The following is a 25,973-nucleotide window of genomic DNA, read 5'->3' as shown; positions in this document are numbered from 1 at the left end:
GAAATTTATTCCATAATCTTGCCATCAACAGAGATGGTAACAACCTGCCATGGAATCATTTTCCCGCTTTGCTTTAAGGCATTCTGGACAGCCATTACAATGCCGCCGCAGCACGGAACCTCCATGCGCACAATACTGATATCTCTGATATTGTTATTGCGGATAATTTCAGTAAGCTTTTCACTGTAATCCACATCATCCAGTTTGGGACATCCAATCAGGGTGATGTGGTTTTTTATGAATTTTTCATGGAAATTGCCATAGGCAAAAGCTGTACAGTCTGCAGCAATCAGCAGTCTTGCATTGTCAAAATACGGAGCATTTGTAGGTGCTAATTTAATCTGAACCGGCCACTGGGTAAGCTGGCTTTCCGGTGCGTTTCCTGCTGTGACTGCGTTGGATGCAGTATCGGATGCGGTATTAGGGCCTGCAGAAGTATTTTCCGTGTTTTTACGCTGCATGGAGCGCATCCGGCTGCCCGGACATCCGCTGAAAACCGGAGCTGCGTGATTGGCTGAAACTGCAGGTTTTACCGAAGCCGCTTCACGGTTCTTTAAGTGCTCTTTTACAGCGGCTTCGTCATAAGCTGCGGCTTCCCTCTGTACAAAGGTAATAGCACAGGTAGGACATGCCGGAAGACAGTCACCTAACCCATCGCAGTAATCCTCTCTTAAAAGCTGGGCTTTTCCATCGACCATGCCGATGGCACCTTCGTGGCAGGCGGATGCACATAAACCGCATCCATTACATTTTTCTTTATCAATATGAATTATTTTACGAATCATTTTAGATTCCTCCTCGTTGATTTTGTATAGTCAGTATACTATAATAGCAATAAATAATCGGTTGGAAAAACAACGGAGGTTATAAAATGAAAAAATTTCCTGTAGAAATGAAAAATTCACCTTTTTTTGAAGGAATTGAGGAAACAGAAGAGGAGAAAGTCTTAAAGGGATTAGATGCCCATGAGATGACTTATGATAAAGAAAATTATATTCTGCACTGCGGAGAGCAGGTAAAAGAAATGGGGCTGCTGGTTTCTGGCGGACTTTTGATTGTGCAGGAGGATTTCTGGGGAAACCGGAATCTGGTTGCAAAAATAGAACCGGGGGATGTTTTTGCAGAGACTTTTGCCTGTATGCAGAGGCGGAATATTAATGTAAGTGTGATTGCAGAAGAGGCAGCAAATGTGCTGTGGCTGAACGTTCGGAATATATTGGATGCAGATGGAGAAACGGAAGGCTGGAAGCTGGTTCTGCTTCGGAATTTATTAGAGAATATGGCAGAAAAGAATCTTCGCTTTAATGAAAAATTAACCCATATGGGAAAACGCAATACCAGGGAAAAGTTATTGTCCTATCTGTCAGCAGAGGCACAGAAGCATGGAACATCAGAGTTTGATATTCCATTTTCCAGACAGCAGTTAGCAGATTATCTTTCTGTGGAACGGAGTGCGATGTCAACGGAGCTTGGAAAATTAAGAGATGAGGGACGGCTTTCTTTCCGGAAGAATCATTTTTGCTTGAACAGAGATGCATATTTGTAATAGAAGAAAATGCACTCTTGAGAAATTGTACTGAATTCAAAACTTGATTTTTATTTAAAAGAGGGTACAATAATATGCAGTTAAAATAATACATAGAAAAAGAGGAGAGAAAGATATGTTTGGTTTTGGTCAACTGATTGATATTTTAAAGAAAAGCCCAAAGAAAATTGTGTTTACAGAGGGAAATGACCCAAGAATTTTAGAGGCAGCATCCCGCCTGCTGGCAAGTAATTTCTTAAGCCCGATTCTGGTTGGAAATGAGGCTGAGATTCAGAAAGCAGCAGAGGAGAGCGGATTTAATATTCGTGGAGCCAAAATTATCGATCCATTACATTTTGAAAAATTTGATGAAATGGTTACCATGTTCTGTGATTTAAGAAAGAGCAAAGGCGTAACACCGGAGCAGGCAAAAGGAATTCTTTCACAGGCTAATTATTTCGGAACCATGTTAGTAAAAATGGGATATGCTGATGCACTGTTAGGTGGAGCAACCTATTCTACAGCAGATACTGTTCGTCCAGCATTACAGTTAATTAAGACAAAACCGGGTAACAGCATTGTATCATCCTGCTTTATTCTGGTACGTCCTTCTGCAACCGGCGAGAATGAAGTACTGGCAATGGCTGATTGTGCAATCAACATTCATCCGACAGAAGATGAACTGGTTGAAATTGCCGGAGAAGCAGCAGAGTGTGCAAAGATATTCGGTGTAGATCCAAAGGTGGCATTCTTAAGCTATTCTACATTAGGCTCCGGAAAGGGCGAGGATGTAGATAAGATGCGTAATGCTGCAAACAAGACAAGAGAAAAATATCCGGAGCTTCCAATCGAGGGAGAGCTTCAGTTTGATGCAGCGGTATCTCCAAGAGTTGCACGTACCAAATGTCCGGAATCCAAAGTGGCAGGACATGCAAATACCTTTATTTTCCCAGATATCAATGCCGGAAATATCGGATATAAGATTGCACAGCGTCTTGGTAACTTCGATGCATATGGTCCGATTCTTCTTGGATTGAATGCACCAATCAATGACTTATCCCGCGGATGTAATGCGTCAGAAGTATATTCTATGGCAATTATTACAGCTGCATTAGCTTAAACTGTTAGAATGAAAAGGTGACGGTATGCATAACGAATTAACACAAAGTGATATCAAGAAGATGGAAGAAGAAATTGAATATCGGAAATTAGTGGTACGAAAGAATGCAATCCGTGCTGTACAGGAAGCAAGAGAACAGGGTGACTTAAGTGAAAACTTCGAGTATTATGCCGCCAAGAAAGATAAGAATAAAAACGAAAGCAGAATTCGTTATTTAGAGCGCATGATTCGTACTGCAGTCGTTGTATCAGATGATTCTAAGGAAGACGAGGCAGGTATCAATAATACGGTGACGGTTTATATTGAAGAAGATGATATGGAAGAATCCTTCAAATTGGTGACTACCATGCGTGGAAATTCGCTGAAAGGATTAATCAGTATTGAATCTCCTATGGGGAAAGCAGTGCTTGGTCATAAGGTAGGAGACCGTGTCAGTGTGAAGGTAAATAACGATTACAGTTATGATGTTATAATCCGTAAAATTGAAAATACCGGAGAAGAGAACGAGAAAATCCGAAGCTTCTAAAAGATAATAAGAATAAGAACCGGAAAACGGTTTAAAAAGGCGAGAAGAGGTCTGTAAAAGGTGATGCTTTTGCAGGCTTCTTTTTTTACGTTACAGGAAATTGCTTTCCTGTAACGTAAAAAACGCTCCGCGAGGATGTACCAAGGTGTATCCTGTTTTGTATATTTTGCACAAATTGTGAAATGGATTTTTGTGAATGAAAATGACGGAATATGATTGACTGTGACGGCTTTTGAACGTATAATAAAACCATAGAAAGCAGAAAATAGGAATGGGAGGGATGATATGCTGACAGAGGAAAGATATGGAAAAATCCTTTCCCTGCTGGAAGAACAGGGTAGTGTTAAAGTGACTGAGCTGATGCAGCTTTTCGATGCTTCCGAATCAACGGTACGAAGAGATTTGAATACTTTAGACGAAAATGGAAAGCTTTTGAAGGTTCATGGCGGTGCAATTTTAAGAGGAACAGTTTTTCATACACAGGATGATGATGTGTTACTTCGAAGAAACATGCATCGTGATGAGAAGGCAGTCATAGCGAAGTATGCAGCATCCTTAATTACAGCAGATGATTTTATTTATCTGGATGCAGGAACTACAACAGACTGCATGATTGATTTTATGGATGTGAAGCCATCCTGTGTGGTAACCAACGCAGTAGCCCATGCAAAACGGCTCTCTGAACTGGGATGTGAGGTTTATATCATCGGCGGAGAGTTCAAGGCATCCACAGAAGCTGTGGTAGGTGCTGAGGCAGTGGAGTCCTTGGATAAATATAACTTTACAAAAGGCTTCTTCGGAACCAATGGAATTAATGTAGAAAAAGGATATACCACACCGGATGTGAAAGAGGCTATGGTAAAGAAGAAAGCAATGGCAAATTGCAGACAGTGTTATATCCTGGGAGATAAGAGTAAATTTGCACAGATATCCAGTGTGACATTTGCACCATTTGCTTCAGCAGATGTGATTACAACAGGTCTTACCTTAGAATCTTATCGGAAGTATAAAAATATAAAGGAGGTGGAAGAATGATTTATACCGTAACGTTTAATCCGTCACTGGATTATGTTGTGGATGTAAAAACCTTCAAAACCGGTCAGGTAAATCGGACGGAACAGGAGAAAATGTTTCCGGGAGGAAAGGGAATCAACGTATCCATCGTATTGAATCATCTGGGATTAAAGAGTACCGCATGGGGCTTCTTAGCAGGCTTTACCGGAGAAGAAATCAGCAAACGCCTGGATGAAGAGGGTGTAAATACCGATTTCATTCAGGTAGAGAAAGGAATATCCAGAATTAATGTGAAGCTTCGTTCCACAGAAGAGACAGAAATCAATGGCCAGGGGCCGATGATCCGCAGCACAGATATCGAGAAGCTTTATGCCAAATTAGATACCTTAAAAACCGGAGATGTGCTGGTACTGGCAGGAAGCATACCGGATGTTATGCCTCAGTCCATATATATGGATATCATGAAATACCTGGAAGGAAAGGATGTCATGATTGCTGTAGATGCAACCAGAGAACTTCTGGCAAATGTACTTCCGCTTCATCCATTCCTGATTAAACCGAATAATCATGAATTAGGACAGTTATTTGGTGTGACAATCAGCAGCAAAGAGGATGTAAAGAAATACGCAGCGAAGCTGCAGGAGCAGGGTGCAAGAAATGTACTTGTTTCCATGGCAGGTGACGGGGCTGTGCTTTTGACAGAAGAGGGAAAAGCTTTTGAGAGCGAAGCTCCGAAGGGTAAAGTAAAGAATTCCGTAGGAGCAGGAGACTCCATGGTGGCAGGTTTCCTAGCAGGATATTTAAAGAATAAGGATTATGCGCAGGCGTTTAAGATGGGAGTCTGTACCGGAAGCGCCAGTGCATTTTCAGAAGAACTTGCAACGAAAGAAGAAGTAGAACAATTATTAAAGAATCATGCATTTTCATTTTAAGAAAAAGGAGGAAGATATATGAGAATCAGAGATTTGATGGCACCGGAAAGCATTCAGTTGAATGGCTCAGCAACCGGAAAGGAAGATGTATTAAACCAGATGGTTTCCCTGATGGTAAAGAGTGGAAAAATAGCAGATGAAGAGACTTACCGGAAAGGAGTCTTTGCAAGAGAGGAAGAGAGTACCACAGGAATTGGAGAGGGCATTGCAATTCCTCATTGCAAATCAGCAGCCGTAAAGAAACCGGGATTGAGTGCAATGGTATTAAAGGATGGGGTAGATTTTGATGCCTTAGATGGAGAGAAGGTTCATTTAATCTTCTTAATTGCAGCACCGGATACAGAAGATAATGTACATCTTGACGTATTAAGCCGTCTGTCTGTTCTTCTGATGGACGAGAATTTCACCAACGGATTAAAACAGGCTGCTTCGGTTGAAGAATTCTTAAAAGTCATTGATGAAGCAGAGTCTGAGAAGGAAGAAAAGGAAGAACAGAAGGAAACAGAAATAAAGGAACCGGAAGTAAATCAGAAAAAGATTCTTGCAGTAACCGGATGTCCGACTGGAATTGCCCATACATACATGGCAGCAGAAAGTCTGGAAAAGAAGGCAGCAGAATTAGGTTGCTTTATTAAGGTGGAAACAAGAGGCTCCGGCGGAGCAAAAAATGTGCTTACTGCAAAAGAAATTGAAGAGGCAGACTGTATTATTGTAGCAGCCGATACCAAAGTCCCGATGGATCGTTTTGCCGGAAAACCGGTTATCATCTGTCAGGTTTCCGATGGAATCAGTAAAGCAGATAAATTAATACAGCGCGCTATGGCAAAGGATGCACCAATTTATAAAGGCAGCGGGGAAGCATCAGAAAATGAAAGCATGGGCGGAGAAAGCTTTGGACACAAAGTTTACAAGCATCTGATGAACGGTGTTTCCCATATGCTTCCATTTGTTGTCGGTGGTGGTATTATGATTGCCATTGCATTCTTAATCGACAGCTTTGGTGTAGACCTTGCATCACTTCCTACGGATGAGCGTGCTAATTTTGGTACAATTCTTCCGGCAGCAGCATTCTTTAAGTCCATTGGAGGACTGGCATTTGGCTTTATGCTTCCTGTACTGGCTGGCTATATTGCCATGAGTATTGCAGACCGTCCTGGACTGGTAGTAGGTTTCGTTGGAGGAGCAATTGCAGCAAATGGAAAATCAGGTTTCCTTGGAGCCTTAGTAGCCGGATTTGCTGCAGGTCTTATCATCCAGTTATTAAAGAAAATCTTTGACAAACTGCCAAAAGGTCTGGATGGATTGAAACCGGTTCTACTGTATCCGCTGCTTGGTGTATTGTTAATAGGTGCATTGATGACCTTTATCATCGAACCGCCGGTTGGAGCATTAAATACTGCAATTAATACCGGACTGGCACATATGAATGGCGTAAGCTCTGTATTACTGGGAGCATTGGTAGCAGGAATGATGGCTGTGGATATGGGCGGCCCTGTAAATAAAGCAGCATATGTATTTGGAACTGCATCCATTGCCGCTGGAAACTATAATATTATGGCAGCCGTTATGATTGGCGGTATGGTACCACCAATTGCCATTGCACTTGGAACCTTATTTTTCAAAAATAAATTTACAGCAGAAGAAAGAAAAGCCGGACCGACAAACTTTATTATGGGATTATCCTTTATTACAGAAGGTGCAATACCGTTTGCAGCAGCGGATCCGCTGCGCGTGATTCCAGCCTGTGTGGTAGGTTCTGCAATTGCAGGAGCAATGTCTATGGCATTTAACTGTACACTGATGGCACCACATGGTGGAATCTTCGTATTCTTAGTAATGGGTAATGCAATCTGGTATCTTTTATCATTGATTGTAGGTTCAGCAGTATCTTGTCTGCTTTTGGGATTGTTAAAAAAGAAGATTGTATGATATAATAAGTGATGTACTCACGAATAGTGAGCATAAGCGAGTCAACATACTTGCAAATTAAAACTATGGTATAAAAAACGGGAAAAAATATAACTTTTTAGGAGGAAGAACATGAAGGAATTTACTTACACAATCACAGATGAGCAGGGAATCCATGCAAGACCGGCAGGATTACTGGTAAAGGAAGCTGCAGGATTTGCAAGTGCAATTACCATTGAAAAGGATGGTAAGAAAGTAGATGCAAAGAGAATCCTTGGCGTTATGGGGCTGGGTGCTAAGAAAGGTGCAGAAATCACACTTCGTGCTGAAGGTGAAGATGAAGATGCAGCAATTGAAAAATTAAGTGCATTCTTACAGGAGAATCTGTAAAGCCAGGAAGAATATTTAAGCTGAAGTGCATTTCGGAAAAGGTGTTCACAGCGATGAAAAGGGACCTGTCACTTATGATAAGTGGCAGGTCCTTTTATGATGATTTGTATTATTTTAAAATTCCTTAGTTATTTGAGATAAATGTTAATTCATCAGAGGAATAGAATGTCTCATAAGAATCATAATCACGTACTTCAAATTTAATAGAAGCATTGGTTACATCATCAATAGATGTAATATCATCATTTGCTTCAATTGACATAAAGGTACCGGTTCCAGGAAGAAGATATCCATATCCGTAATCATCCTGCATAAAGTCATTGATTGAGAAATCATCGGATTCAGCAACACAGGTTTTATCTGTAGTGTTCTCAATATAGAATACAAATACAAGTGTATCATCCCAACCGGTTGTTGTGCCGACATAATATGCATTGATGCCATTAGAGGAATCTAATGCAACTGCACCCGGAACAGAGGAAATAGAGAATGGGGTATAGGAATCGGAAAGATTGATATCCTGTACAACACCATCATCAATCAAAGTATCATAAGTATCAGAATCATAGAAGCTTACCTGAAGTTTAATATTATCGATGCTGTCAAAACCGGTTAAAGTGAAATCATCAGAAGAAATGCTAAGTTCTTCGTTGCTTTTTTTGCCGGCAGCAACGTCACCTGAAATATAACCATACATGGTTACACCATTGATTGCACAATAATCAACATTGATTCCAAGGTCGTTAGAAGTATTGTTTTCAACAGTAACTTTAATTTCCGGAATTACAGAATCATCATAGTAGCTGTATACAATACTGGTAGCTGTAATGGTAACATCATTAGCTGAGTATAATACAACATTATCTAAAGGAACTTCTTTGTCATCGCCATAGCTGTAATCACTGTCATCATAGTCATCACTATCATCTGAATCGGAATCAAAATCAAAGTCATCAAGATCAGATGTGATACCACTGTTGTCAAAAAGTTCTTTTCCAGCATTGCTTAAGGTTTTAGAAACATTGATAACTGCATATACAATAACACCGATAGAAAAGATGGTTGCCAGAATGGAAATGATTAATCCGGCAATTGCTGCACCACGGAGGTCACGGTTCTTGCCCATTCCAAGAATGGAAAGAATGATAGCAGCGATACCAAGAATGATTCCGATAATTGGAACAAACCATCCGAAAGGTAAAGCTGCGATACCAAGAATCAGACCAAGGACACCAAAAACACAGGATTTTTTCGGCGCATCACCGTTGATATTGTAGGAAGGTGCTGCATTGTAGCTGTTTCCATTATAGGTGTTTCCATTGTTAAATGCCTGCTGTCCGTAATCTGGCTGATTGTAAGCCGACTGATTATAAGCGTTCTGATTAAAGCTGTTTGGATTATAATCGGTCTGGTTGAATGCCTGCTGCTGATTTGCATTTGGTGCATCATAGGTCTGAGGACCATTTTCCGGCTGGTTGTACGTCTGCTGCTCAGGAGCCGGCTGACCATAGTTCATCTGAGCATTGTTGTCTGGGTTTGGAGTTCCGGCAGGTTCATTTCCGGAAAAACCATTTGGATTGTCGTTTACATTTTCTCCATTTAAATTATACATAACTTTCTCCTTTTCATATATTACGTGAATGGTTGTACTCTATTAAGGTATCATATTAAAGTCAGCTTGACAATGTTTTTCTTTTTTTGCTTTTTTTGCAGAAAAAAATCAAAACATTTATAAAAATACATTGACATCATCACTTTACAGTGATAAACTATGCTCAATTAATGAACTGAATAAATAAAATCAGTGAGCAAAAGTAGTACGGTAAATGATTTCTTTACAGAGAGCCGGCGTTGGTGGAAGCCGGTAAGATAGTTTATTCGGAATGGATTTGTCAGATGCAAAGTGAACAATAGTAGCGGATGCCGTTTTCCTACGTTACAGGGACGAGGATATCGAAGGAGACTTCTGTATCCAAGAGGTTATGTTTGAATTAGTGGCGGATATTTTCTGATTGAAAATATCCGCTTTTTTAGTTACTTACAGGTAAAAAGCAGACATAGCGAAGATGGGTGGCACCACGCGATAAGCGTCCCTGACTGGAAAAGAACATTTTCCGGTCAGGGACTTTTTCTTTGCACGAGCAGCATTTATAAAGCCGGTTTATAGGAGGATGATTATGGTAAGAAACAGAAAAGTATTCAAAAAAACAGTGAGCATTGTCAATGAAAAATCAACAGACATGTACGAAAGTCTGGTAGGAGATAAAAAAGGCTTCCTGTTAGAAAGTTACGATAAGAATTATGACCGCTATACTTTCTTTGGCATGGAGCCGGAAGAAATTGTAACATCAAGAGGAAATGCACTGGTGATTACAAAAGCAGATGGCACAGAGGAAGTAAGAGAAGGAAATCCGCTGGAGCGTCTGAAAGAATATTACAGTGAATTTCATATCGAAAAAGAAGACGAAGAGCTGTCCTTCTCCGGCGGACTGGTTGGAAATCTTGGATATGATTTCGTAAGATATTCTGAAGTGCTTCCGGACAATAACACGGATGAAATCGGAATCGAAACCATACAGATGATGTTGATGACTTCTTTCCTTATGGTAGACCATGTAGCAGAAACACTGACTGCTGTAGTATTAGAAGAGCCTTCGGAAGAAGGAAGAGAGCAGGCAATGGAAAAGGCAGGAAAGATGATAAAGAAAGCCATGGAAAAGAAGGAATGCAAACGGAACTTCTACCACGATGGAAAAATTATTAAGAAGTCGGACAGTATCGAAGAATATGGCGAAAAGGTAGAGAAAATCAAACATTATATCAGAGAAGGCCATGTGTTCCAGACCGTATTGTCACAGCGCTGGACGATTGAAACCAGACAGACCGGTTTTGAATTATATAAGGAATTAAGAGAATTAAATCCTTCTCCATATCTTTATTATTTTAATTACGGAATCTTTGAAGTAATCGGAAGTTCACCGGAAATGATTGTAAAGAAGCAGGGAAATAAAGTGTTCACCTGTCCGATTGCAGGAACCCGGAAGAGAGGAAAAGATGAAGCAGAAGACAAACGGCTGCGGGATGAACTACTTTCCGATGAAAAAGAGCGGGCAGAACATGTTATGTTAGTAGACCTTGCAAGAAATGATATGGGAAGAATCAGTGAATTTGGAACCGTAAAGGTAACACAGTTTATGGAAGTACAGAATTATTCCCATGTAATGCATATTGTTTCCCAGGTAGAGGGACGCAAGAAAGGAGAATCCCATCCATTAGATTTGGTGGCATCCTTCCTTCCGGCAGGAACCTTAAGCGGAGCACCAAAGATTCGAGCCATGGAAATCATTGATGAATTAGAAAGTGTACGAAGAGGCTTATATGGTGGAGCAACCGGATATATTGATTTCGGTGGAGACATGGATTTCTGTATTACAATCCGGACCATGGTAAAGAAAGGAAATGAGGTATACCTTCAGGCAGGAGCCGGAATCGTAGCAGATTCCGTACCGGAAAATGAATATTATGAATGCTGCAATAAAGTAATGGCATTGGCAAAGACTTTGGTTGAGGAGGAGAACTTATGATACTGCTGATTGATAACTACGATTCATTTACCTATAACCTGTATCAGTATATAGGAACTTTTACGAAGGACATTATCGTAAAACGGAATGACAAGATTACAATAGAAGAAATCCGCACCATAAACCCGGAACGCATCATTCTTTCTCCGGGACCAAAAGCACCGAAGGATGCCGGCATCTGTATGGATGTGGTGAAGGAATTTTATAAGACAATTCCAATCCTTGGCATCTGCTTAGGACATCAGTGTATCGGGGAAGCCTTTGGCGGCGTAGTGAGCTATGCAAAGGAATTATATCATGGAAAACAGTCCCTGATTGCCCATGACGGCACAGGAATCTTTCAGGGAATTGAAAGCCCGATTCAGGTGGCAAGATATCATTCCCTGGCTGTTCAGAAAGATAGTCTTCCGGAGTGCCTTGTGGTAACGGCGGAGACAGAGGATGGAGAAATCATGGCAATGCGCCATAAAGATTATCCGGTAGCTGGATTACAGTTCCATCCGGAATCCATTTATACACAGCATGGAAAGCGTATGATAGAGAATTTCTTGAATGGGAGGATATAGAACATGATATTAGATGAAATTGTTGCAGATAAAAGAGAGCAGCTATTTCGTGATAAGCAGAAAACAGATCTGACCGTGATGCGGACTTTGGCAGAAGAGAAGTTAAGGGAAGAAGCAGCAAAGAAAGAAAATGTAAGAAGCTTTTATCAGAATCTTGCCAAAGATGGACTTTCCATTATTGGAGAATTTAAAAATGCATCCCCAAGCCTTGGAAAGATAGAAAGCAGGATTACATTGGAAGAGCGGATGGAAGATTATACCGCTTCTGTGGATGCGGTATCCTGCCTGACAGAAGAGAAGCATTTCCTTGGAAATACTGATTATTTCCGGAAAGTAAGAAATCTGACTCCGCTTCCAATGTTACGGAAGGATTTCATGATTGAAGAATATCAGTTTTATGAAGCAAAAGCCATTAATGCAGATGCGGTATTACTGATAGCAGCAATCTTAGATGACAAGGAAATGTATGACTTTTATCAGCTTGCAAAGGAATTAAAGTTAGATGTACTGGTGGAAACCCATGATGAATGGGAAATGGAACGGGCATTGAAGCTGGATGCAGACATCATTGGAATCAACAACCGTAATCTTAAAGATTTTACCATTTCGCTGGAACGAACCAAAACACTTTCTAAGATGGTGCCAAAGGATAAACTCTTAATCGCAGAAAGCGGAATTGTAAGAGATGATGATGTGGCATATCTTGCAGATTGCGGTGTCAGCGGATTCTTAATCGGAAGAGCATTTATGGAACATGAAAATCCCAAGGCGCTGGCAGCCCACTGGAAACAGGTTTATAAGGAAGCCGCAAAGTAAGGAGAAATGGCATGACAAAGATTAAGATTTGTGGCATCACAAGAGAATCTGAGACAGAAGTGCTGAACCGGATGCAGGTAGATTATGCAGGCTTTGTATTCTTTGAAAAAAGCAAACGAAACATTTCGATAGAGCAGGCAAAAGAAATTAAGAAACATTTGAAGCCTTCTATTAAAACTGTGGCAGTTACTGTAAATCCGGCACTGGATTTGATAGATGAAATCATAGAAGCAGGTTTTGATATTCTGCAGATTCATAAGATGCAGGAATTCCATGAAAATCTTAAAATTCCGGTCTGGGTAGCATATCAGGTGCGAAACAGGGAAGAAGCGGAAGAAATAAATGTTCCGGATGGTATTTCCGGCATTTTATTAGACGCACCGGAATATGGCAGTGGAAAGACTTTTTCCTGGCAGGATTTTCCGATGAAAAAAAGAAGGGAATGGCAGGAAAGAAGGATACCATTTATTTTAGCCGGCGGCTTAAGCAGTGAAAATGTAGAAGAAGGTATCCGGTTATTTGAACCTGATGTAGTAGATGTCAGTTCTTCGGTAGAAGGAGAACATGGAAAAGATTATAAAAAAGTAGAAGCATTTGTAAGAAAGGTGAGAGAACATGAATAAGAAGAGTTATTATGGAGCATTTGGTGGACAGTATGTAGCAGAATCATTGATGAATACTTTAAAAGAGTTGGATGATGCTTTTGAAAAGTATACAAAGGATGAAGAATTTTTAAAGGAAGTGGACTATTATCTGAAACAATATGTAGGAAGAGAGACACCACTTTATTTTGCCAGCCGTCTGAGTGAGGCATATGGAACAAAGATTTATTTAAAAAGAGAGGATTTAAACCATACCGGAGCCCATAAGATTAACAACGTAATCGGTCAGATTCTTCTGGCAAAGAGAATGGGAAAAACCAAGGTAATCGCAGAAACCGGAGCCGGTCAGCATGGTGTGGCAACTGCAACTGGAGCAGCTCTTTTTAATATGGAATGTACCGTATATATGGGAGCGGAGGATATGAAACGTCAGTCACTGAATGTAATGCGTATGGAAATGCTGGGAGCTAAAGTAGTGCCGGTTACATCCGGAAGTAATACCTTAAAGGATGCTACTAATGAGGCAATTCGTACCTGGGCAAAAACCGCAGAGGATACCTTTTATGTAATCGGTTCCGCTGTTGGACCGTATCCTTATCCGAAGATGGTAAAATATTTCCAGAGCGTCATCAGCAAAGAAGCAAAGAAACAGATTTTAGAGCAGGAAGGAAGACTGCCTGATGTGGTTATGGCATGTGTTGGCGGAGGTTCTAATTCTATCGGAATGTTTGCAGATTTTATTGAAGAAAAGGATGTAAAACTGATTGGTGTAGAAGCTGCCGGAAAGGGAATTGAGACAGGGGAGCATGCCAGTGCCATGGCATTGGGCGAGCCTGGCGTATTACATGGTATGCGTTCCTATTTATTACAGGATGAGGATGGAAATGTGCAGCTTGCCCATTCCATTTCCGCAGGACTGGATTATCCGGGGGTTGGACCGGAGCATGCCTATCTTAAGGACAGCGGCAGAGCAGAATATGTTGCAATCAAGGATGATGAAGCCATGGATGCATTAATGGAGCTTTGTAAATTAGAGGGTATCATACCGGCAATCGAAAGTGCCCATGCAGTGGCATATGCAAAGAAGCAGGCGAAGAAAATGAAGCCGGATGATATTATGGTGGTTTGCCTTTCCGGAAGAGGCGACAAGGATGTAAATACAATTGCAGATTATCTTGCAGGAAAGGGTTATTTAAACTAGGAGGTGCAGCATGAACAGAATCGAAGAAAAATTAGCACAGTTAAAAGAACAGAACAAAAAAGCATTTATTACATATATGACAGCAGGAATGCCGGACTTTGATAAAATGCAGGAGATTATCCGCACACAGGAGCAGGCGGGGACAGACATCATCGAGCTTGGAATTCCATTTTCAGACCCGGTAGCAGACGGTCCGGTTATTCAGGATGCTTCCTATCATGCCATCTTAAAAGGTGTGAATTTAAAGAAAGTATTAGAAGCCATGAAAAAGCTTCGCAGTGCAAAAATTGAGATTCCAATCGTATTTATGATGTATTACAATACCATACTTCACTATGGTGTGGAAACCTTTGTGGATGCCTGCATTGAAAGTGGAGTAGACGGACTGATCATTCCGGATCTGCCATTAGAGGAACAGGATGAGATAAAGGAATTTTTACATAAGGAAAATGCACCGATTCTTATCCAGCTGGTATCTCCGGTTTCTAAGGACAGAATCCCTGGGATTTTAAAGGATGCAAGAGGATTTGTTTACTGCGTATCTTCTATGGGTGTAACCGGACAGGAAGCAACCTTCCATAAGAGTGTAATAGATTATCTTGGCAGTGTGAAAGCGGTATCAAAAATTCCTGTCATGATGGGATTTGGTATCCGCACTGCAGAGGATGTTGCACCGATGAAAAATATTATCGACGGAGCAATTGTAGGCTCACATTTCATCAGGCTGATGGAAGAAAATAATTATGATTTACAGGCAATCGAAACTTATTGTGCTGCATTTAAAAAAGAACTGAATCAGTAAAGGAGAAATTTGCGATGAAAGAATATATTGAACTGGTTGCAGAAGGAAAAGATTTAACAGAAGAACAGGCAAAAGCAGCAATGGAAATCTTATTAAGCGGGGAAGCATCCCAGGCACAGATTGGTGCGTTTTTAATGGGACTTCGTATGAAAGGTGAGACCTTAGATGAATTAACCGGGTTTGCAGGAGTACTCCGGGATAAGGCAGATACTATTTCACCGAAGATTTCTGATTATGTGGATCTGGTAGGCACCGGTGGAGACTGTACTTATACTTTTAATGTGTCTACCACTTCTGCATTTGTCGTTGCAGCAGCCGGACTCCCGGTGGCAAAGCATGGCAATCGTTCTATTTCTTCAAAGAGCGGAGCCGGCGATGTATTAGAGGCACTGGGCGTAAATATTATGGCAGAGCCGGCAAAAGTAGAAGCCTGCGTGGAAAAAGCCGGAATCGGGTTTATGTTTGCACAGCTCTTTAACAAGTCCATGAAATATGTAGGTCAGGCAAGAAAGGAAATGGGTGTGCGTACTGTGTTCAATATTTTAGGACCTCTTGCCAATCCTTCCAGAGCAAAAAATATGGTGGTAGGTGTTTATGATGCAGCCCTGACAGAAAAAATTGCCCTTGCCATGAGCAGACTTGGCGTTGAACGTGCCTTTGTAGTAAGCGGCAAAGACAATATGGATGAAATCACAACAACAACTGAGACCGTAATATCTGAAATCAAGGATGGAAAAGTAAATACATTTACCATAACACCGGAGCAGTTTGGTTTAAAACGTGCTTCCTTAGAAGAACTGCGTGGTGGCGATGGAACAGAAAACGCCGTTATCACAAAGAAAATTCTCTCCGGAGAAGAAAAAGGTGCAAAACGCGACATCGTATTACTGAATGCCGGTGCAACCCTGTATGTTGGTGGAGCAGCATCCACCATTGAAGATGGAATCACCCTTGCAAAAGAAGCAATCGACAGTGGAAAAGCAGCAGAGAAGTTATCAGAGCTGGTGAAGGTATCAAACGAAGCGTAAAAACAGAAATAAATCTGCACCGTAAAATGAAATGTTAACCTTTTACAAAATACAGGTTGACAATATAAACCAGAATACCCTATAATACCCTATGGATAAAATCTATAGGGTATTTTTAGGCGATTGTGAAAAGAAATACCAATATTACCAATAAAATATTCAGATATTCAAAGGACTATATTTTATCCGGCACCAGATGTCAGCAATTCTTAGCGGCATGTTTTCCTTGAATGCAGACTGTCTTTCCGTTGCTTTGACTTAGATAGCGGCACTGTCCGTTGAATACGGATGCAGCCGAACGTCTGCAAGGGGCACTAAGAATTTCGGAACATATATGGATTCGTCTGGCAACCGGCGCATATTCACATCCATGTTCAGATGCGCCTCGCTGGCACATCCCTGTGCCAGCGTTGCCGGGTGACAGACGAAATTCCAAGTGCCCCTAACAGTCATTCTAATGCATCCGTACCTTCAACGGACAGCGCCGCTATCTTGTCAAACATTGGAAAGACTGTTTTCATAGCAAAAAGGAAAACATGCTGTTTAGAATTGCAGCATCTGGTGGCTTAAAAGATAGTCTTTTGAATAGCTGAAATTTTAGTGAATGATAGGGTATTTCCTTTCATAATCGCCTGAAAAAAACACAATGATAGGAGCATTATTATGGAAAAAAGAAAAATAACAACACAGCAGATGGCACTGGTTGCTATCATGACAGCACTTACCTGTATTCTGGCACCATTTTCACTGCCAATTGGTCCGGTGCCGATTTCACTTACCAATCTGGTTATCTATTTCTCACTGTACCTGCTGGGATGGAAGCTTGGAACTTTAAGCTACGTCATTTACCTTCTGATTGGACTGGTTGGTGTACCGGTATTTTCAGGATTTTCCGCAGGACCGGCGAAACTTTTTGGCCCAACCGGTGGATATTTAATCGGATTTATCCCAATGGCAATCATTGCCGGTATTGTAATTGATAAATATACTGAGAAATGGCTCTTATGTCTGCTGGCAATGATTGTTGGAACGATTGTCTGCTATGCGTTAGGAACAGCATGGCTTGCTTATGAAGCAAAGATGGACATGATGGCAGCATTATGGGCTGGTGTAATTCCTTTTATTCCTGGTGACCTGGTAAAAATGGCACTGGCAATTTTAATTGCACCAAAAATCAGAGCTCAGGTATGCAGGGCAAGATAATTTTTCATAGTTTTTAGAGCAGTTTTTTCCAGACGGCTGACCTGAGCCTGGGAAATATGAATCTCATCAGCAATCTCCATCTGGGTTTTGCCTTCAAAGAACCGTAGCTTAACGATATGATTTTCTCTGTCGTTGAGCCGGTTCATTGCATCGGAGAGGGCAAGCCCTTCCACCCAGTTATCTTCTTTATTCTTTTTATCACTAATCTGATCCATCACATAGAGTGTATCACCACCATCCGTATAGACGGGGTCATAAAGACTGACCGGACTTTGAATGGCATCTAGGGCATAGACAATTTCTTCTTTGGTAAGCCCGGCTTCTTCTGCAATTTCCTGTAAAGTAGGCTCCTGCATGGAATTTTTCATCAGGATTTCTTTGGCATGAATGGCTTTATAGGCAGTATCCCGCAGGGAACGGCTGACACGGATGCTGTTATTATCCCGCAGATAACGGCGGATTTCGCCAATAATCATAGGGACGGCATAGGTGGAAAATTTTACTCCAAGTGTATCATCAAAATTGTCAATGGATTTAATCAGTCCGATGCATCCAATCTGAAAGAGGTCATCTATATTTTCCTGATTTCCGGAAAAACGTTTAATCACACTTAAGACCAGACGAAGATTTCCTTTGATATATGTTTCTCTTGCAGTCATATCCCCCTGTTTGATTCTGGCAAATAGAGCAGCCTTTTCTTCCTCCTTTAGGATTGGAAGCTTTGCGGTATTTACGCCGCAGATTTCAACTTTGTAGACGGACATGATGCGTACCTCCGGGTTAAAATGTTTTTGCAGCCATTGGCTGATACAGAAAGGATGTCCTTATTTACATAAAAATATGCCGGAAACAATAAAAATTTAATAATTTTTCATCTTGAAAAACGAATGGGTGAAAGCTATGATATACATAAAGAGAAAAAATGGAAGTGGAATAATATGCAGGATGCAATAGATAAGAGAAATGAAAGAGATCGAATTGCTCATAGTATTGTGAAACGCTGGAATGTTCATTACATGTCAGAAGAAGAGATTTTAGCAGCACGCAGGAAACAGCAGGATGAACAGCGGGCACAGGAGATTCTTGATCGTCTTGCAAGAGTGGCTGCAGAGGAAGAAGAAAAAAAGCAGCGTGAGATTGATGCGGCAGTAAGGCGGCAGATTGAGGAAGAAAGAGCACGTTTACAGAAAAAAGAAGCAGCTGAAATGATTTCAGATGATAAGTTATCTGCTATTTTAGGAGAAAAGAGTCCTGAACGAAAAGAAACACCGCAGGTAGCGGAAGTGTCACAGGAGGTGGAAACACCGCAGGTGGTGGAGAAACAGACGGACAGCGGAGAACAAGTGCCTGAGGTCATAGAAGCGACCGCTGAAACAGAACAGGAATAAGTCGGGTTCTAAGGGACAATATTTCATTCATATATTGTAATAAGAAGTAAAACTGGAGAATAAGTATGGATGATGCCTTGCTGTTACAGAAGTATCATGGATTAGGAAATGATTATCTTGTACTCGACCCGAATAAGAATAAGATACATTTATTGGAACGTCATATTGTAAAGCTGTGCAGAAGAAATATTGGTGCAGGAGCTGATGGCATTTTATATGGACCGATATGGCAGGATGAGAAGCTTTATGTAAAGATATTTAACCCGGATGGAAGTGAAGCAGAGCGCAGCGGAAATGGTGTTCGGATCTTTGCAAAATATTTATTAGATGCCGGATATATCAGACACAGACCGTTTAGCCTTTATACCAAGGCAGGCGAAGTAAGGATTGATTTTTTAAATGAAGACGGAAGTCTTATGAAAGTAAATATGGGAATACCACAATTTACCGGAGGGGTACTTGCTTATGTAGGTACGCCTCCGGAAATTATAAACAGGCCTCTGGTTTTTCATGGCCATCCTTACCGGGCAACCTGTGTTTCCATGGGAAATCCGAACTGCGTGATTCATTTAGATGAAATCAGTAAAGAAAAGGCAATGGAATTAGGACCTTATGTGGAAAATGCATCTTATTTTCCAAACCGGATTAATATGCAGCTTTGTAAAGTAATGGACAGAGGTCATATCCGGGTGGAAATCTATGAGCGGGGAGCCGGATATACCTTAGCTTCCGGAACCGGAGCCTGTGCAGCAGCGGCAGCATCCCATAAGCTGGGACTGGTGGATGACAGAATTGAAGTCACGATGCCGGGTGGGCAGTTACTGATAGAAATCGGAGAGGATGGCAGCGTGTTCCTTACCGGAGAGGTGCAGAAAATCGGAACAATTCTGATGGCAGAACACTTTCTGGCGTAGTTGACAACTGCTTGCCTTTGAGTATAAAATGGAAAAATAGAATGCTCAGAAAGGAACATGAGAAAGAATGAGAAAGATACTGGATTTAATAACAGATGAGATGGTGAAAGCATTTGAAGCAGACGGACTTGATGCAAAATATGCAAAAGTAACTGTTTCAAACAGACCGGACTTATGTGAATATCAGTGCAACGGCGCTATGGCTGCTGCAAAAGAATATAAGAAAGCACCGATTATGATTGCGGAGGAAGTAGTAGCACAGCTTAAGGATAACGCAATGTTTGAATCCGTAGAAGCTGTAAAACCTGGCTTCCTTAACTTAAAGCTGAATAATGAATTTGTGGCTTCCTATATCAGTAAGATGCAGGAGGATACAGAGCGTTTAGGCTGTGATAAGGTGGAAAATCCAAAGACCATCATGATTGACTATGGTGGACCAAACGTTGCAAAACCACTTCATGTAGGACATTTACGTTCCGCTATTATCGGTGAAAGCATCAAACGTATTGGTAAATTCATGGGACACAATATGATTGGTGATGTGCATCTGGGAGACTGGGGTCTTCAGATGGGACTGATTATTACTGAGTTAAAGCTCCGTAAACCGGAACTTTGCTATTTTGATGAAAATTATAAGGGAGAATATCCGGTTGAGCCTCCATTTACCATTTCCGAGCTGGAAGAAATTTATCCGACAGCCAGCGGAAAATCCAAAGAGGATGCAGCTTATAAAGAAGCTGCCATGCAGGCAACTTATGAACTGCAGCATGGAAGAAGAGGCTATCAGGCATTACTTTCCCATATTTTAAATGTATCTGTAACGGATTTAAAGAAGAATTATGCTAATTTAAATGTATCTTTTGAATTATGGAAGGGTGAGTCTGACGCACAGCCATATATCCCGGACATGGTACAGAAGATGAAGGATGACGGTTATGCATATATCAGTGATGGTGCACTGGTAGTAGATGTCAAAGAAGAGACTGATACGAAAGAAATTCCTCCATGTATGATTTTAAAATCCGATGGGGCTTCTCTTTATAACACAACAGACCTTGCGACGATTGTATGGCGTATGAAAGACTATCATCCGGATAAAATTATCTATGTAGTGGATAAACGTCAGGAACTGTATTTTACACAGGTGTTCCGTTGTGCCAGAAAGACACATCTTGTGGATGATGATACAGAGCTTCAGTTCTTAGGCTTTGGTACCATGAATGGAAAAGACGGAAAACCATTTAAGACCAGAGAGGGTGGTGTCATGCGGTTAGAGACACTGCTTTCCAGTATCAATGATGAGATGTACCGCAAGATTGCAGAGAACCGTACGGTAGAAGAAGCGGAAGCAAAGGCAACCGCAAAAGTAGTTGCACTTTCTGCAGTAAAATACGGAGACCTTTCCAATCAGGCTTCCAAGGATTATATTTTTGATATCGACCGTTTTACTTCATTTGAAGGAAATACAGGTCCATATATTCTTTATACCATTGTCCGGATTAAATCCATTCTGAACAAATATAAAGAAGCAGGAAAAGAAGCAGGAACAGCAGCAATTCTTCCGGCACATTCCGAAAGTGAGAAGGCATTGATGTTAGAGCTGACCCGTTTCAATGCCATGATGGAAAATGCCTACGAAGAGACAGCACCACATAAGGTATGTTCTTATATCTATGACTTGGCAAATGCATTGAATCATTTTTATCATGAGACAAAGATTATGGCAGAAGAAGACGAGGCAGTGCAGGCTTCCTATGTTCGTTTATTAACACTGACCAGGCGGACATTAGAGGTTTGTATCGATGTATTAGGTTTCTCTGCACCAGACAGAATGTAAAGGAAAATATATGATTGACAATAGAATGGGTGCCATCTTTGATTTAGATGGCACTCTTTTAGACTCCATGGGAGTATGGCGGAAAATTGATGAGGATTTTCTTGGAAAAAGAGGATTTATAGTGCCGGATGATTATCTGGTAGCAATTACTTCAAAGAACTTTGACGCGGCAGCAGAATATACCAAAGAGCGTTTCAATCTGCCGGAGTCCGAAGAAGAGATTATCAAAGAATGGTTTGATATGGCGATTGAAGCTTATACCAATGAAGTAAAGTTGAAAGCCGGTGTTATAGATTATCTGAAGCAATTAAAGGCAGAAGGAATTAAGATTGCAGCAGCAACTTCTTCCGATGAGAGGCTGTTTCGTCCCTGTCTTACCAATTGCGGCATCATGGAATATTTTGATGCATTTACAGTGACGCAGGAAGTGAAGCGGGGAAAAGGATTCCCGGATGTGTACCAGCTTGCAGCAGAAAAGCTTTCTTTGAAACCAAAGCAGTGTGTGGTATATGAAGATATTTTAAAAGGTGTGGAAGGTGCAAAGATGGATGATTTCTATGTGGTAGGTGTGGAAGATATCCATTCCTCCTATGAGAAAAATGAAATCATGCAGCTGTCCGACCGCTATATCCTAAGCTTTGAAGAATTATTAGATTAATTCCGTCACACAAAAAACACAGTTTGACCGCATTTTTATCACAAAATCATCGTCTTTTTAACACAACTTTCTCATAGACTTTCTGAGGTAAGATGTTATAAGGAGGAAGAGACGTGATAGAGATTAGTCATTTGACGAAAAAATACGGGACGCATGTAGCGGTAGATGATTTGAATCTTACTATTGAGCCGGGAAGAATTTATGGTTTCTTAGGACCGAATGGCGCAGGCAAATCAACTACAATGAACATGATTACCGGATATCTGGGGGTAACAGAGGGAACCATTAAAATCAATGGATTTGATATTTTGGCACAGCCGGAGGAAGCAAAGAAATGTATTGGCTATTTGCCAGAGCTGCCACCTTTATACATGGATATGACGGTAGAAGAATATCTTTTGTTTGCAGCAGAACTTAAGAAGATTTCAAAGGAGAACCGGAAACCATATGTAGAAGATGCCATGGCAACCACAAAGATTACTGATATGAAAGGCAGACTGATTAAAAATCTGTCCAAAGGATACCGGCAGAGAGTCGGACTGGCACAGGCAATTTTAGGTTATCCAGAAGTTATTATCTTAGATGAGCCTACAGTAGGCTTAGACCCAAAACAGATTATTGAAATCCGTGATCTGATTCAGAGTCTTGGCAAGAAGCATACTGTAATTTTAAGTTCCCATATCCTTTCGGAAGTCCGGGCAGTATGTGATTACATATTTATTATTTCCCATGGAAAATTAGTTGCATCGGAAGAAACAGAAGAACTGGTAGAGCGGATGTCCGGTGGACAGGTAATCGAGCTTAAATTAAAAGCTGAAGAAGAAAAAGTAAAAGAAGTTTTTGCAGATGCAGAACATATTACTGCAGTAGAGACGAAAGAACTGCCGGAGGATGGAGTTACTGAGGTGACTGTAACGGCAGAAAAAAATAAAGATGTCAGAGAAGAAATTTTTCATATTTGCGCAGAAAGTGATATGCCGATTTTGGAAATGATAAATGGTGGTAAATCACTGGAAGATATCTTTCTTGAACTTACATCAAAGGAGGAAGAATAATGCGTGCAATATGGAAAAGAGAATTAAAATCTTATTTTCAGACAGTGACCGGATGGCTTTTTATTGCAGCAACACTGGCACTGTTTGGCCTTTATTTTTATGTATACAATATGTATTATGGTTCGACCGATATCAGCAGTACTTTATCAGCAGTAACGTTTCTGTTTTTGGTTACTGTGCCGATTCTTACGATGCGTACCCTGGCAGAGGAGCGGAAGAATAAGACAGACCAGCTGATTTTAACTTCGCCGGTATCAGTAGAAAAAGTGGTTCTGGCAAAATATCTCGCCACCGGAACCGTATTTACCATCAGTGCAGCGGTTATGTGTCTGGCACCGTTAATTATGTCAGCATATGGAAACGTTGCTTTTGCAAAGAGCTATGTGGGAGTACTGGGTTTCTGGTTATATGGTATGACCTGTATTGCCATTGGAGCCTTTGTATCTTCACTGACAGAAAGTATTGTAATTTCTGCAGTATTAACCTTTGTATTTCTCTTTGTGGGATATCTGATGACCGGAATTACCAATCTGATTTCACAGAATGGAAATATGATTACAAAGATTTTAGGCTGTTATGATTTGACAAAACACATGGATATGCTGATGCAGGGAATTCTTGATGTTGCAGGCATCGTATATTACATATCCATGATTATCCTGTTTTTGTTCCTGACAGTACAGTCCATACAGAAGCGCCGCTGGAGCATGAGCAGTAAGAAATTAAAGCTTGGCGTATTCAGTTCAGCCATGGTTGTAATCGGAATCGTTGTTACAGTTGCAGTAAACCTTGTAGCAAATGCATTGCCATCTTCCATTACGTCTATTGATTTGACAGCCCAGAAGATGTATTCCATTTCTGATGATACAAAAGAGATTCTTCATAATCTGGATGAGGATGTCACAATTTATGTTCTGGAAGCGGAAGGAAATATGGATGATACCCTTGCAACGACATTAAAGCGTTATGAAGGCGAATCTTCCCATATTTCAGTAGAATATAAAGACCCATCCGTTTATCCGAATTTTTACCGGGATTATACGGATGATACCTCTATCACCAGAAAGAGTCTGATTGTAGAAAGCAGCAAACGTTCCAAAGTAATTAATTACAGCAATATTTATGAGACCAGTATAGATTACAGTACTTATAGCAGCCAGACTACAGGTTATGATGGAGAGGGACAGCTTACCAGTGCCATTTCCTATGTCATATCGGATGAAATGCCGGTTATGTACGAACTACAGGGACATGGTGAGACAGCATTGAGTGGTGATTTTAAAGATGCTATTGAGAAAGCAAATGTCACTTTAAACAGCCTCAACCTGATGCAGGCAGACAGCATTCCGGAAGATGCACAGGCACTTATTATCAATGGACCGACCTCTGATTTTTCATCCGATGATGCGTCAAAAGTAATTGATTATATCAATAAAGGTGGAAAACTTTTGGTAACGCTATCTTATACAGATGCTGATATGAGTAATTTCTATTCGGTTTTAAATGAGTTTGGCATTACTGCAGTAGACGGAATGGTGATGGAGAGCAATACCGGCTCTTATTATCAGGCACCATATTATCTTTTGCCAAATGTAGAAAGCAGTGCACTGACCTCCGGTGTGGATGGCTATGTATTTACACCGTATGCAGTAGGTCTTACCTATAATACCGATACCGAAAATGTAACCTATACACCTTTACTTACCACTTCGGATGCAGCGTACAGTAAGACAGATACTACAAGCTCCTTAGAGCAGACGGAGGATGATATTGCAGGACTGTTTACGGTAGGATTAAAGGCGGAAAAAACCATGGATGATACAAGCGCAGATATTCTTGTATATTCTTCCATGAGTATGTTTACGGATGATGCAGACAGTATGGTATCCGGAAATAATTTATCCGTATTTTCAAAATCCATTGCAAACTATATTCCGGAAGACAGCGGTTCAGCAGTTGTGATTCCGGTCAAAGAATATGACAGCAGTACCCTGACCGTACCGGCTTCGGTTGTCATTGCATCAGCTGTAATCGGCATTGCAGTAATTCCGTTATTGCTTCTTGCAATCGGTATCGTAATCTGGATGAGAAGGAGAAAGAAGTAATGAAGAAACAGAAAAAACAGTTGATTGCTTTATGCATCCTGCTTCTTATCTGCATTGTGGCATGGGTTGGCCTGACGAAGTGGAATAAGAGCCAGGAACAGAAAAAACAGGAAGAGGAAGAAGCTTCAAAAGTAACGGTGACAGATGTTAACACAGAAGATGTAAATGCATTTTCTTATCAATATAATAATGAGACACTGTCTTTTGTAAAAGAAGATGATACATGGTATTATGAGGCAGATAAAAGCATTTCTTTAGACCAGGATACTATGGAAACATTGATTGCCACCACAGCACAACTTACGGCAGAGCAGGAAATCAAGGATTATGAGGACTTATCAGAGTATGGACTTGAAACGCCGTCAAATACCATTACACTGACGACAGGGGATGGAACAACAACACTTCTGATCGGAAATAAAAATGACATGCTGAGCCAGTATTATGTAAAGACGAATCAGTCTGACAGTATTTATCTGGCAGGAAGTGCAGTATATACCACTTATCAGAAAGGCATTGCGGATCTTACAGTAACGGAGAGTACTGAGAAATCGGCGACTGAACAGCCGGAAGAGACAGAAGAAGCTGATACTCTACAAGACGGGGATACGGAAAGCACAACCGAAATTGCAGAATAAAAGGATTGACAAGTAAAATATCCGTTGGTAAAATATATGAGAAAGTGTGGAAGAGAAATAGTAATCATTGGAAGCCTTCAGAGAGAAAACGGCAGGTGAGAGTTTTTGACGGAAGATGATGAACCAGTCTTGGAGCTGCATATCCAAGCAGAAGTGAAGGT

General features: G+C 40.9%; 26 protein-coding genes and 2 other annotated features (1 of these 28 only partly in view). Of the genes, 22 read left to right on the top strand and 4 right to left on the bottom strand.

Going from position 1 to position 25,973, the window contains the following annotated elements:
• Nucleotides 1-5: 5 nt before the first annotated feature.
• A complete protein-coding gene (locus tag DWX65_RS01640) occupies nucleotides 6-785 on the bottom strand; it encodes an ATP-binding protein (RefSeq protein WP_118172646.1) in 780 nt (259 codons plus the stop codon).
• A gap of 86 nt (nucleotides 786-871) precedes the next feature.
• Between DWX65_RS01640 and DWX65_RS01635 the strand changes: the two genes are divergently transcribed.
• From DWX65_RS01635 to DWX65_RS01605, 7 genes are all read left to right on the top strand, one after another.
• Nucleotides 872-1,546, top strand: coding sequence for a Crp/Fnr family transcriptional regulator (locus tag DWX65_RS01635; RefSeq protein ID WP_117697103.1), 675 nt, complete (start codon nucleotides 872-874; stop codon nucleotides 1,544-1,546).
• Between the two features lie 115 nt (nucleotides 1,547-1,661).
• Complete coding sequence (pta, locus tag DWX65_RS01630) at nucleotides 1,662-2,645, top strand: phosphate acetyltransferase (protein WP_117697104.1); 984 nt, start codon at nucleotides 1,662-1,664, stop codon at nucleotides 2,643-2,645.
• Nucleotides 2,646-2,670: 25 nt separating this feature from the next.
• A complete protein-coding gene (locus DWX65_RS01625; RefSeq protein WP_118172645.1) occupies nucleotides 2,671-3,171 on the top strand; it encodes a GreA/GreB family elongation factor in 501 nt (166 codons plus the stop codon).
• 285 nt (nucleotides 3,172-3,456) lie between these two features.
• Nucleotides 3,457-4,206 (top strand): DeoR/GlpR family DNA-binding transcription regulator, encoded by a 750-nt coding sequence (locus tag DWX65_RS01620; RefSeq protein WP_118172644.1) that lies wholly within the window; start codon nucleotides 3,457-3,459, stop codon nucleotides 4,204-4,206.
• Entirely contained in the window at nucleotides 4,203-5,117 is a 915-nt protein-coding gene (pfkB, locus tag DWX65_RS01615; RefSeq protein WP_118172643.1) for a 1-phosphofructokinase, read from the top strand. The genes DWX65_RS01620 and pfkB overlap by 4 nt, the downstream gene beginning before the upstream one ends.
• Before the next feature lie 18 nt (nucleotides 5,118-5,135).
• Nucleotides 5,136-7,046: a PTS fructose transporter subunit IIABC gene (locus tag DWX65_RS01610; protein WP_118172642.1), complete on the top strand. Its 1,911-nt coding sequence runs from the start codon at nucleotides 5,136-5,138 to the stop codon at nucleotides 7,044-7,046.
• Between the two features lie 111 nt (nucleotides 7,047-7,157).
• Nucleotides 7,158-7,415: an HPr family phosphocarrier protein gene (locus DWX65_RS01605; RefSeq protein WP_117697112.1), complete on the top strand. Its 258-nt coding sequence runs from the start codon at nucleotides 7,158-7,160 to the stop codon at nucleotides 7,413-7,415.
• 124 nt (nucleotides 7,416-7,539) lie between these two features.
• Here the strand turns inward: DWX65_RS01605 and DWX65_RS01600 are convergent, their stop codons facing one another.
• Complete coding sequence (locus tag DWX65_RS01600) at nucleotides 7,540-9,027, bottom strand: hypothetical protein (RefSeq protein WP_118172641.1); 1,488 nt, start codon at nucleotides 9,025-9,027, stop codon at nucleotides 7,540-7,542.
• A 183-nt stretch (nucleotides 9,028-9,210) separates the two neighbouring features.
• Nucleotides 9,211-9,513, top strand: a binding site (T-box leader).
• Nucleotides 9,514-9,592: 79 nt separating this feature from the next.
• On the opposite strand from DWX65_RS01600, the gene trpE reads away from it, so the two are divergent.
• From trpE to trpD, 7 genes are read left to right on the top strand one after another with little or no spacing between them, the layout of a single operon-like run.
• Nucleotides 9,593-10,999, top strand: a complete 1,407-nt coding sequence (trpE, locus tag DWX65_RS01595) for an anthranilate synthase component I (protein WP_118172640.1) — start codon at nucleotides 9,593-9,595, stop codon at nucleotides 10,997-10,999.
• The gene (locus DWX65_RS01590) at nucleotides 10,996-11,565 is read left to right on the top strand and encodes an anthranilate synthase component II (RefSeq protein ID WP_117840978.1); all 570 of its coding nucleotides are present in this window, start codon (nucleotides 10,996-10,998) and stop codon (nucleotides 11,563-11,565) included. Before trpE ends, DWX65_RS01590 begins: the two co-directional genes overlap by 4 nt.
• A gap of 3 nt (nucleotides 11,566-11,568) precedes the next feature.
• Complete coding sequence (gene trpC, locus DWX65_RS01585; RefSeq protein WP_118172639.1) at nucleotides 11,569-12,381, top strand: indole-3-glycerol phosphate synthase TrpC; 813 nt, start codon at nucleotides 11,569-11,571, stop codon at nucleotides 12,379-12,381.
• A gap of 11 nt (nucleotides 12,382-12,392) precedes the next feature.
• Nucleotides 12,393-13,004 (top strand): phosphoribosylanthranilate isomerase, encoded by a 612-nt coding sequence (locus DWX65_RS01580; protein ID WP_118172638.1) that lies wholly within the window; start codon nucleotides 12,393-12,395, stop codon nucleotides 13,002-13,004.
• Nucleotides 12,997-14,184: a tryptophan synthase subunit beta gene (trpB, locus tag DWX65_RS01575; protein ID WP_022242610.1), complete on the top strand. Its 1,188-nt coding sequence runs from the start codon at nucleotides 12,997-12,999 to the stop codon at nucleotides 14,182-14,184. Before DWX65_RS01580 ends, trpB begins: the two co-directional genes overlap by 8 nt.
• Before the next feature lie 10 nt (nucleotides 14,185-14,194).
• Entirely contained in the window at nucleotides 14,195-14,986 is a 792-nt protein-coding gene (gene trpA / locus DWX65_RS01570; RefSeq protein WP_118172637.1) for a tryptophan synthase subunit alpha, read from the top strand.
• Nucleotides 14,987-15,000: 14 nt separating this feature from the next.
• Complete coding sequence (gene trpD, locus DWX65_RS01565) at nucleotides 15,001-16,014, top strand: anthranilate phosphoribosyltransferase (RefSeq protein WP_118172636.1); 1,014 nt, start codon at nucleotides 15,001-15,003, stop codon at nucleotides 16,012-16,014.
• Nucleotides 16,015-16,272: 258 nt separating this feature from the next.
• Here the strand turns inward: trpD and DWX65_RS14805 are convergent, their stop codons facing one another.
• Nucleotides 16,273-16,467, bottom strand: coding sequence for a hypothetical protein (locus DWX65_RS14805; protein ID WP_147337963.1), 195 nt, complete (start codon nucleotides 16,465-16,467; stop codon nucleotides 16,273-16,275).
• A 210-nt stretch (nucleotides 16,468-16,677) separates the two neighbouring features.
• On the opposite strand from DWX65_RS14805, the gene DWX65_RS01560 reads away from it, so the two are divergent.
• Nucleotides 16,678-17,217: a biotin transporter BioY gene (locus DWX65_RS01560; protein WP_117697125.1), complete on the top strand. Its 540-nt coding sequence runs from the start codon at nucleotides 16,678-16,680 to the stop codon at nucleotides 17,215-17,217.
• Here DWX65_RS01560 and sigG read toward each other — a convergent pair.
• Complete coding sequence (sigG, locus tag DWX65_RS01555) at nucleotides 17,196-17,981, bottom strand: RNA polymerase sporulation sigma factor SigG (protein WP_118087404.1); 786 nt, start codon at nucleotides 17,979-17,981, stop codon at nucleotides 17,196-17,198. The genes DWX65_RS01560 and sigG overlap by 22 nt on opposite strands.
• Nucleotides 17,982-18,104: 123 nt before the next feature.
• Between sigG and DWX65_RS01550 the strand changes: the two genes are divergently transcribed.
• The 7 genes from DWX65_RS01550 (at nucleotide 18,105) to DWX65_RS01520 (ending at nucleotide 25,812) form a co-directional block, all read left to right on the top strand.
• A complete protein-coding gene (locus tag DWX65_RS01550; RefSeq protein WP_118172635.1) occupies nucleotides 18,105-18,605 on the top strand; it encodes a hypothetical protein in 501 nt (166 codons plus the stop codon).
• Nucleotides 18,606-18,670: 65 nt separating this feature from the next.
• The gene (gene dapF / locus DWX65_RS01545; RefSeq protein ID WP_022242604.1) at nucleotides 18,671-19,519 is read left to right on the top strand and encodes a diaminopimelate epimerase; all 849 of its coding nucleotides are present in this window, start codon (nucleotides 18,671-18,673) and stop codon (nucleotides 19,517-19,519) included.
• A gap of 67 nt (nucleotides 19,520-19,586) precedes the next feature.
• The gene (gene argS, locus DWX65_RS01540; RefSeq protein ID WP_118172634.1) at nucleotides 19,587-21,356 is read left to right on the top strand and encodes an arginine--tRNA ligase; all 1,770 of its coding nucleotides are present in this window, start codon (nucleotides 19,587-19,589) and stop codon (nucleotides 21,354-21,356) included.
• 10 nt (nucleotides 21,357-21,366) lie between these two features.
• Nucleotides 21,367-22,014, top strand: a complete 648-nt coding sequence (locus DWX65_RS01535; protein ID WP_118172633.1) for an HAD family hydrolase — start codon at nucleotides 21,367-21,369, stop codon at nucleotides 22,012-22,014.
• A gap of 113 nt (nucleotides 22,015-22,127) precedes the next feature.
• Entirely contained in the window at nucleotides 22,128-23,069 is a 942-nt protein-coding gene (locus DWX65_RS01530; RefSeq protein WP_118172632.1) for an ABC transporter ATP-binding protein, read from the top strand.
• Complete coding sequence (locus tag DWX65_RS01525) at nucleotides 23,069-25,174, top strand: Gldg family protein (RefSeq protein WP_118172631.1); 2,106 nt, start codon at nucleotides 23,069-23,071, stop codon at nucleotides 25,172-25,174. The genes DWX65_RS01530 and DWX65_RS01525 overlap by 1 nt, the downstream gene beginning before the upstream one ends.
• Complete coding sequence (locus DWX65_RS01520) at nucleotides 25,174-25,812, top strand: DUF4340 domain-containing protein (RefSeq protein WP_118172630.1); 639 nt, start codon at nucleotides 25,174-25,176, stop codon at nucleotides 25,810-25,812. The genes DWX65_RS01525 and DWX65_RS01520 overlap by 1 nt, the downstream gene beginning before the upstream one ends.
• A 38-nt stretch (nucleotides 25,813-25,850) precedes the next feature.
• Nucleotides 25,851-25,973 (top strand) — a binding site (T-box leader); it runs 105 nt beyond the window's last position.

Origin of the sequence: Roseburia sp. AF20-18LB (assembly GCF_003461185.1) — a bacterium.
GTDB classification, from domain to species: domain Bacteria; phylum Bacillota; class Clostridia; order Lachnospirales; family Lachnospiraceae; genus Roseburia_C; species Roseburia_C amylophila.
The sequence above is the reverse complement of the archived record's forward strand: the minus strand, read 5'-3'. Positions and strand labels throughout refer to the sequence as shown.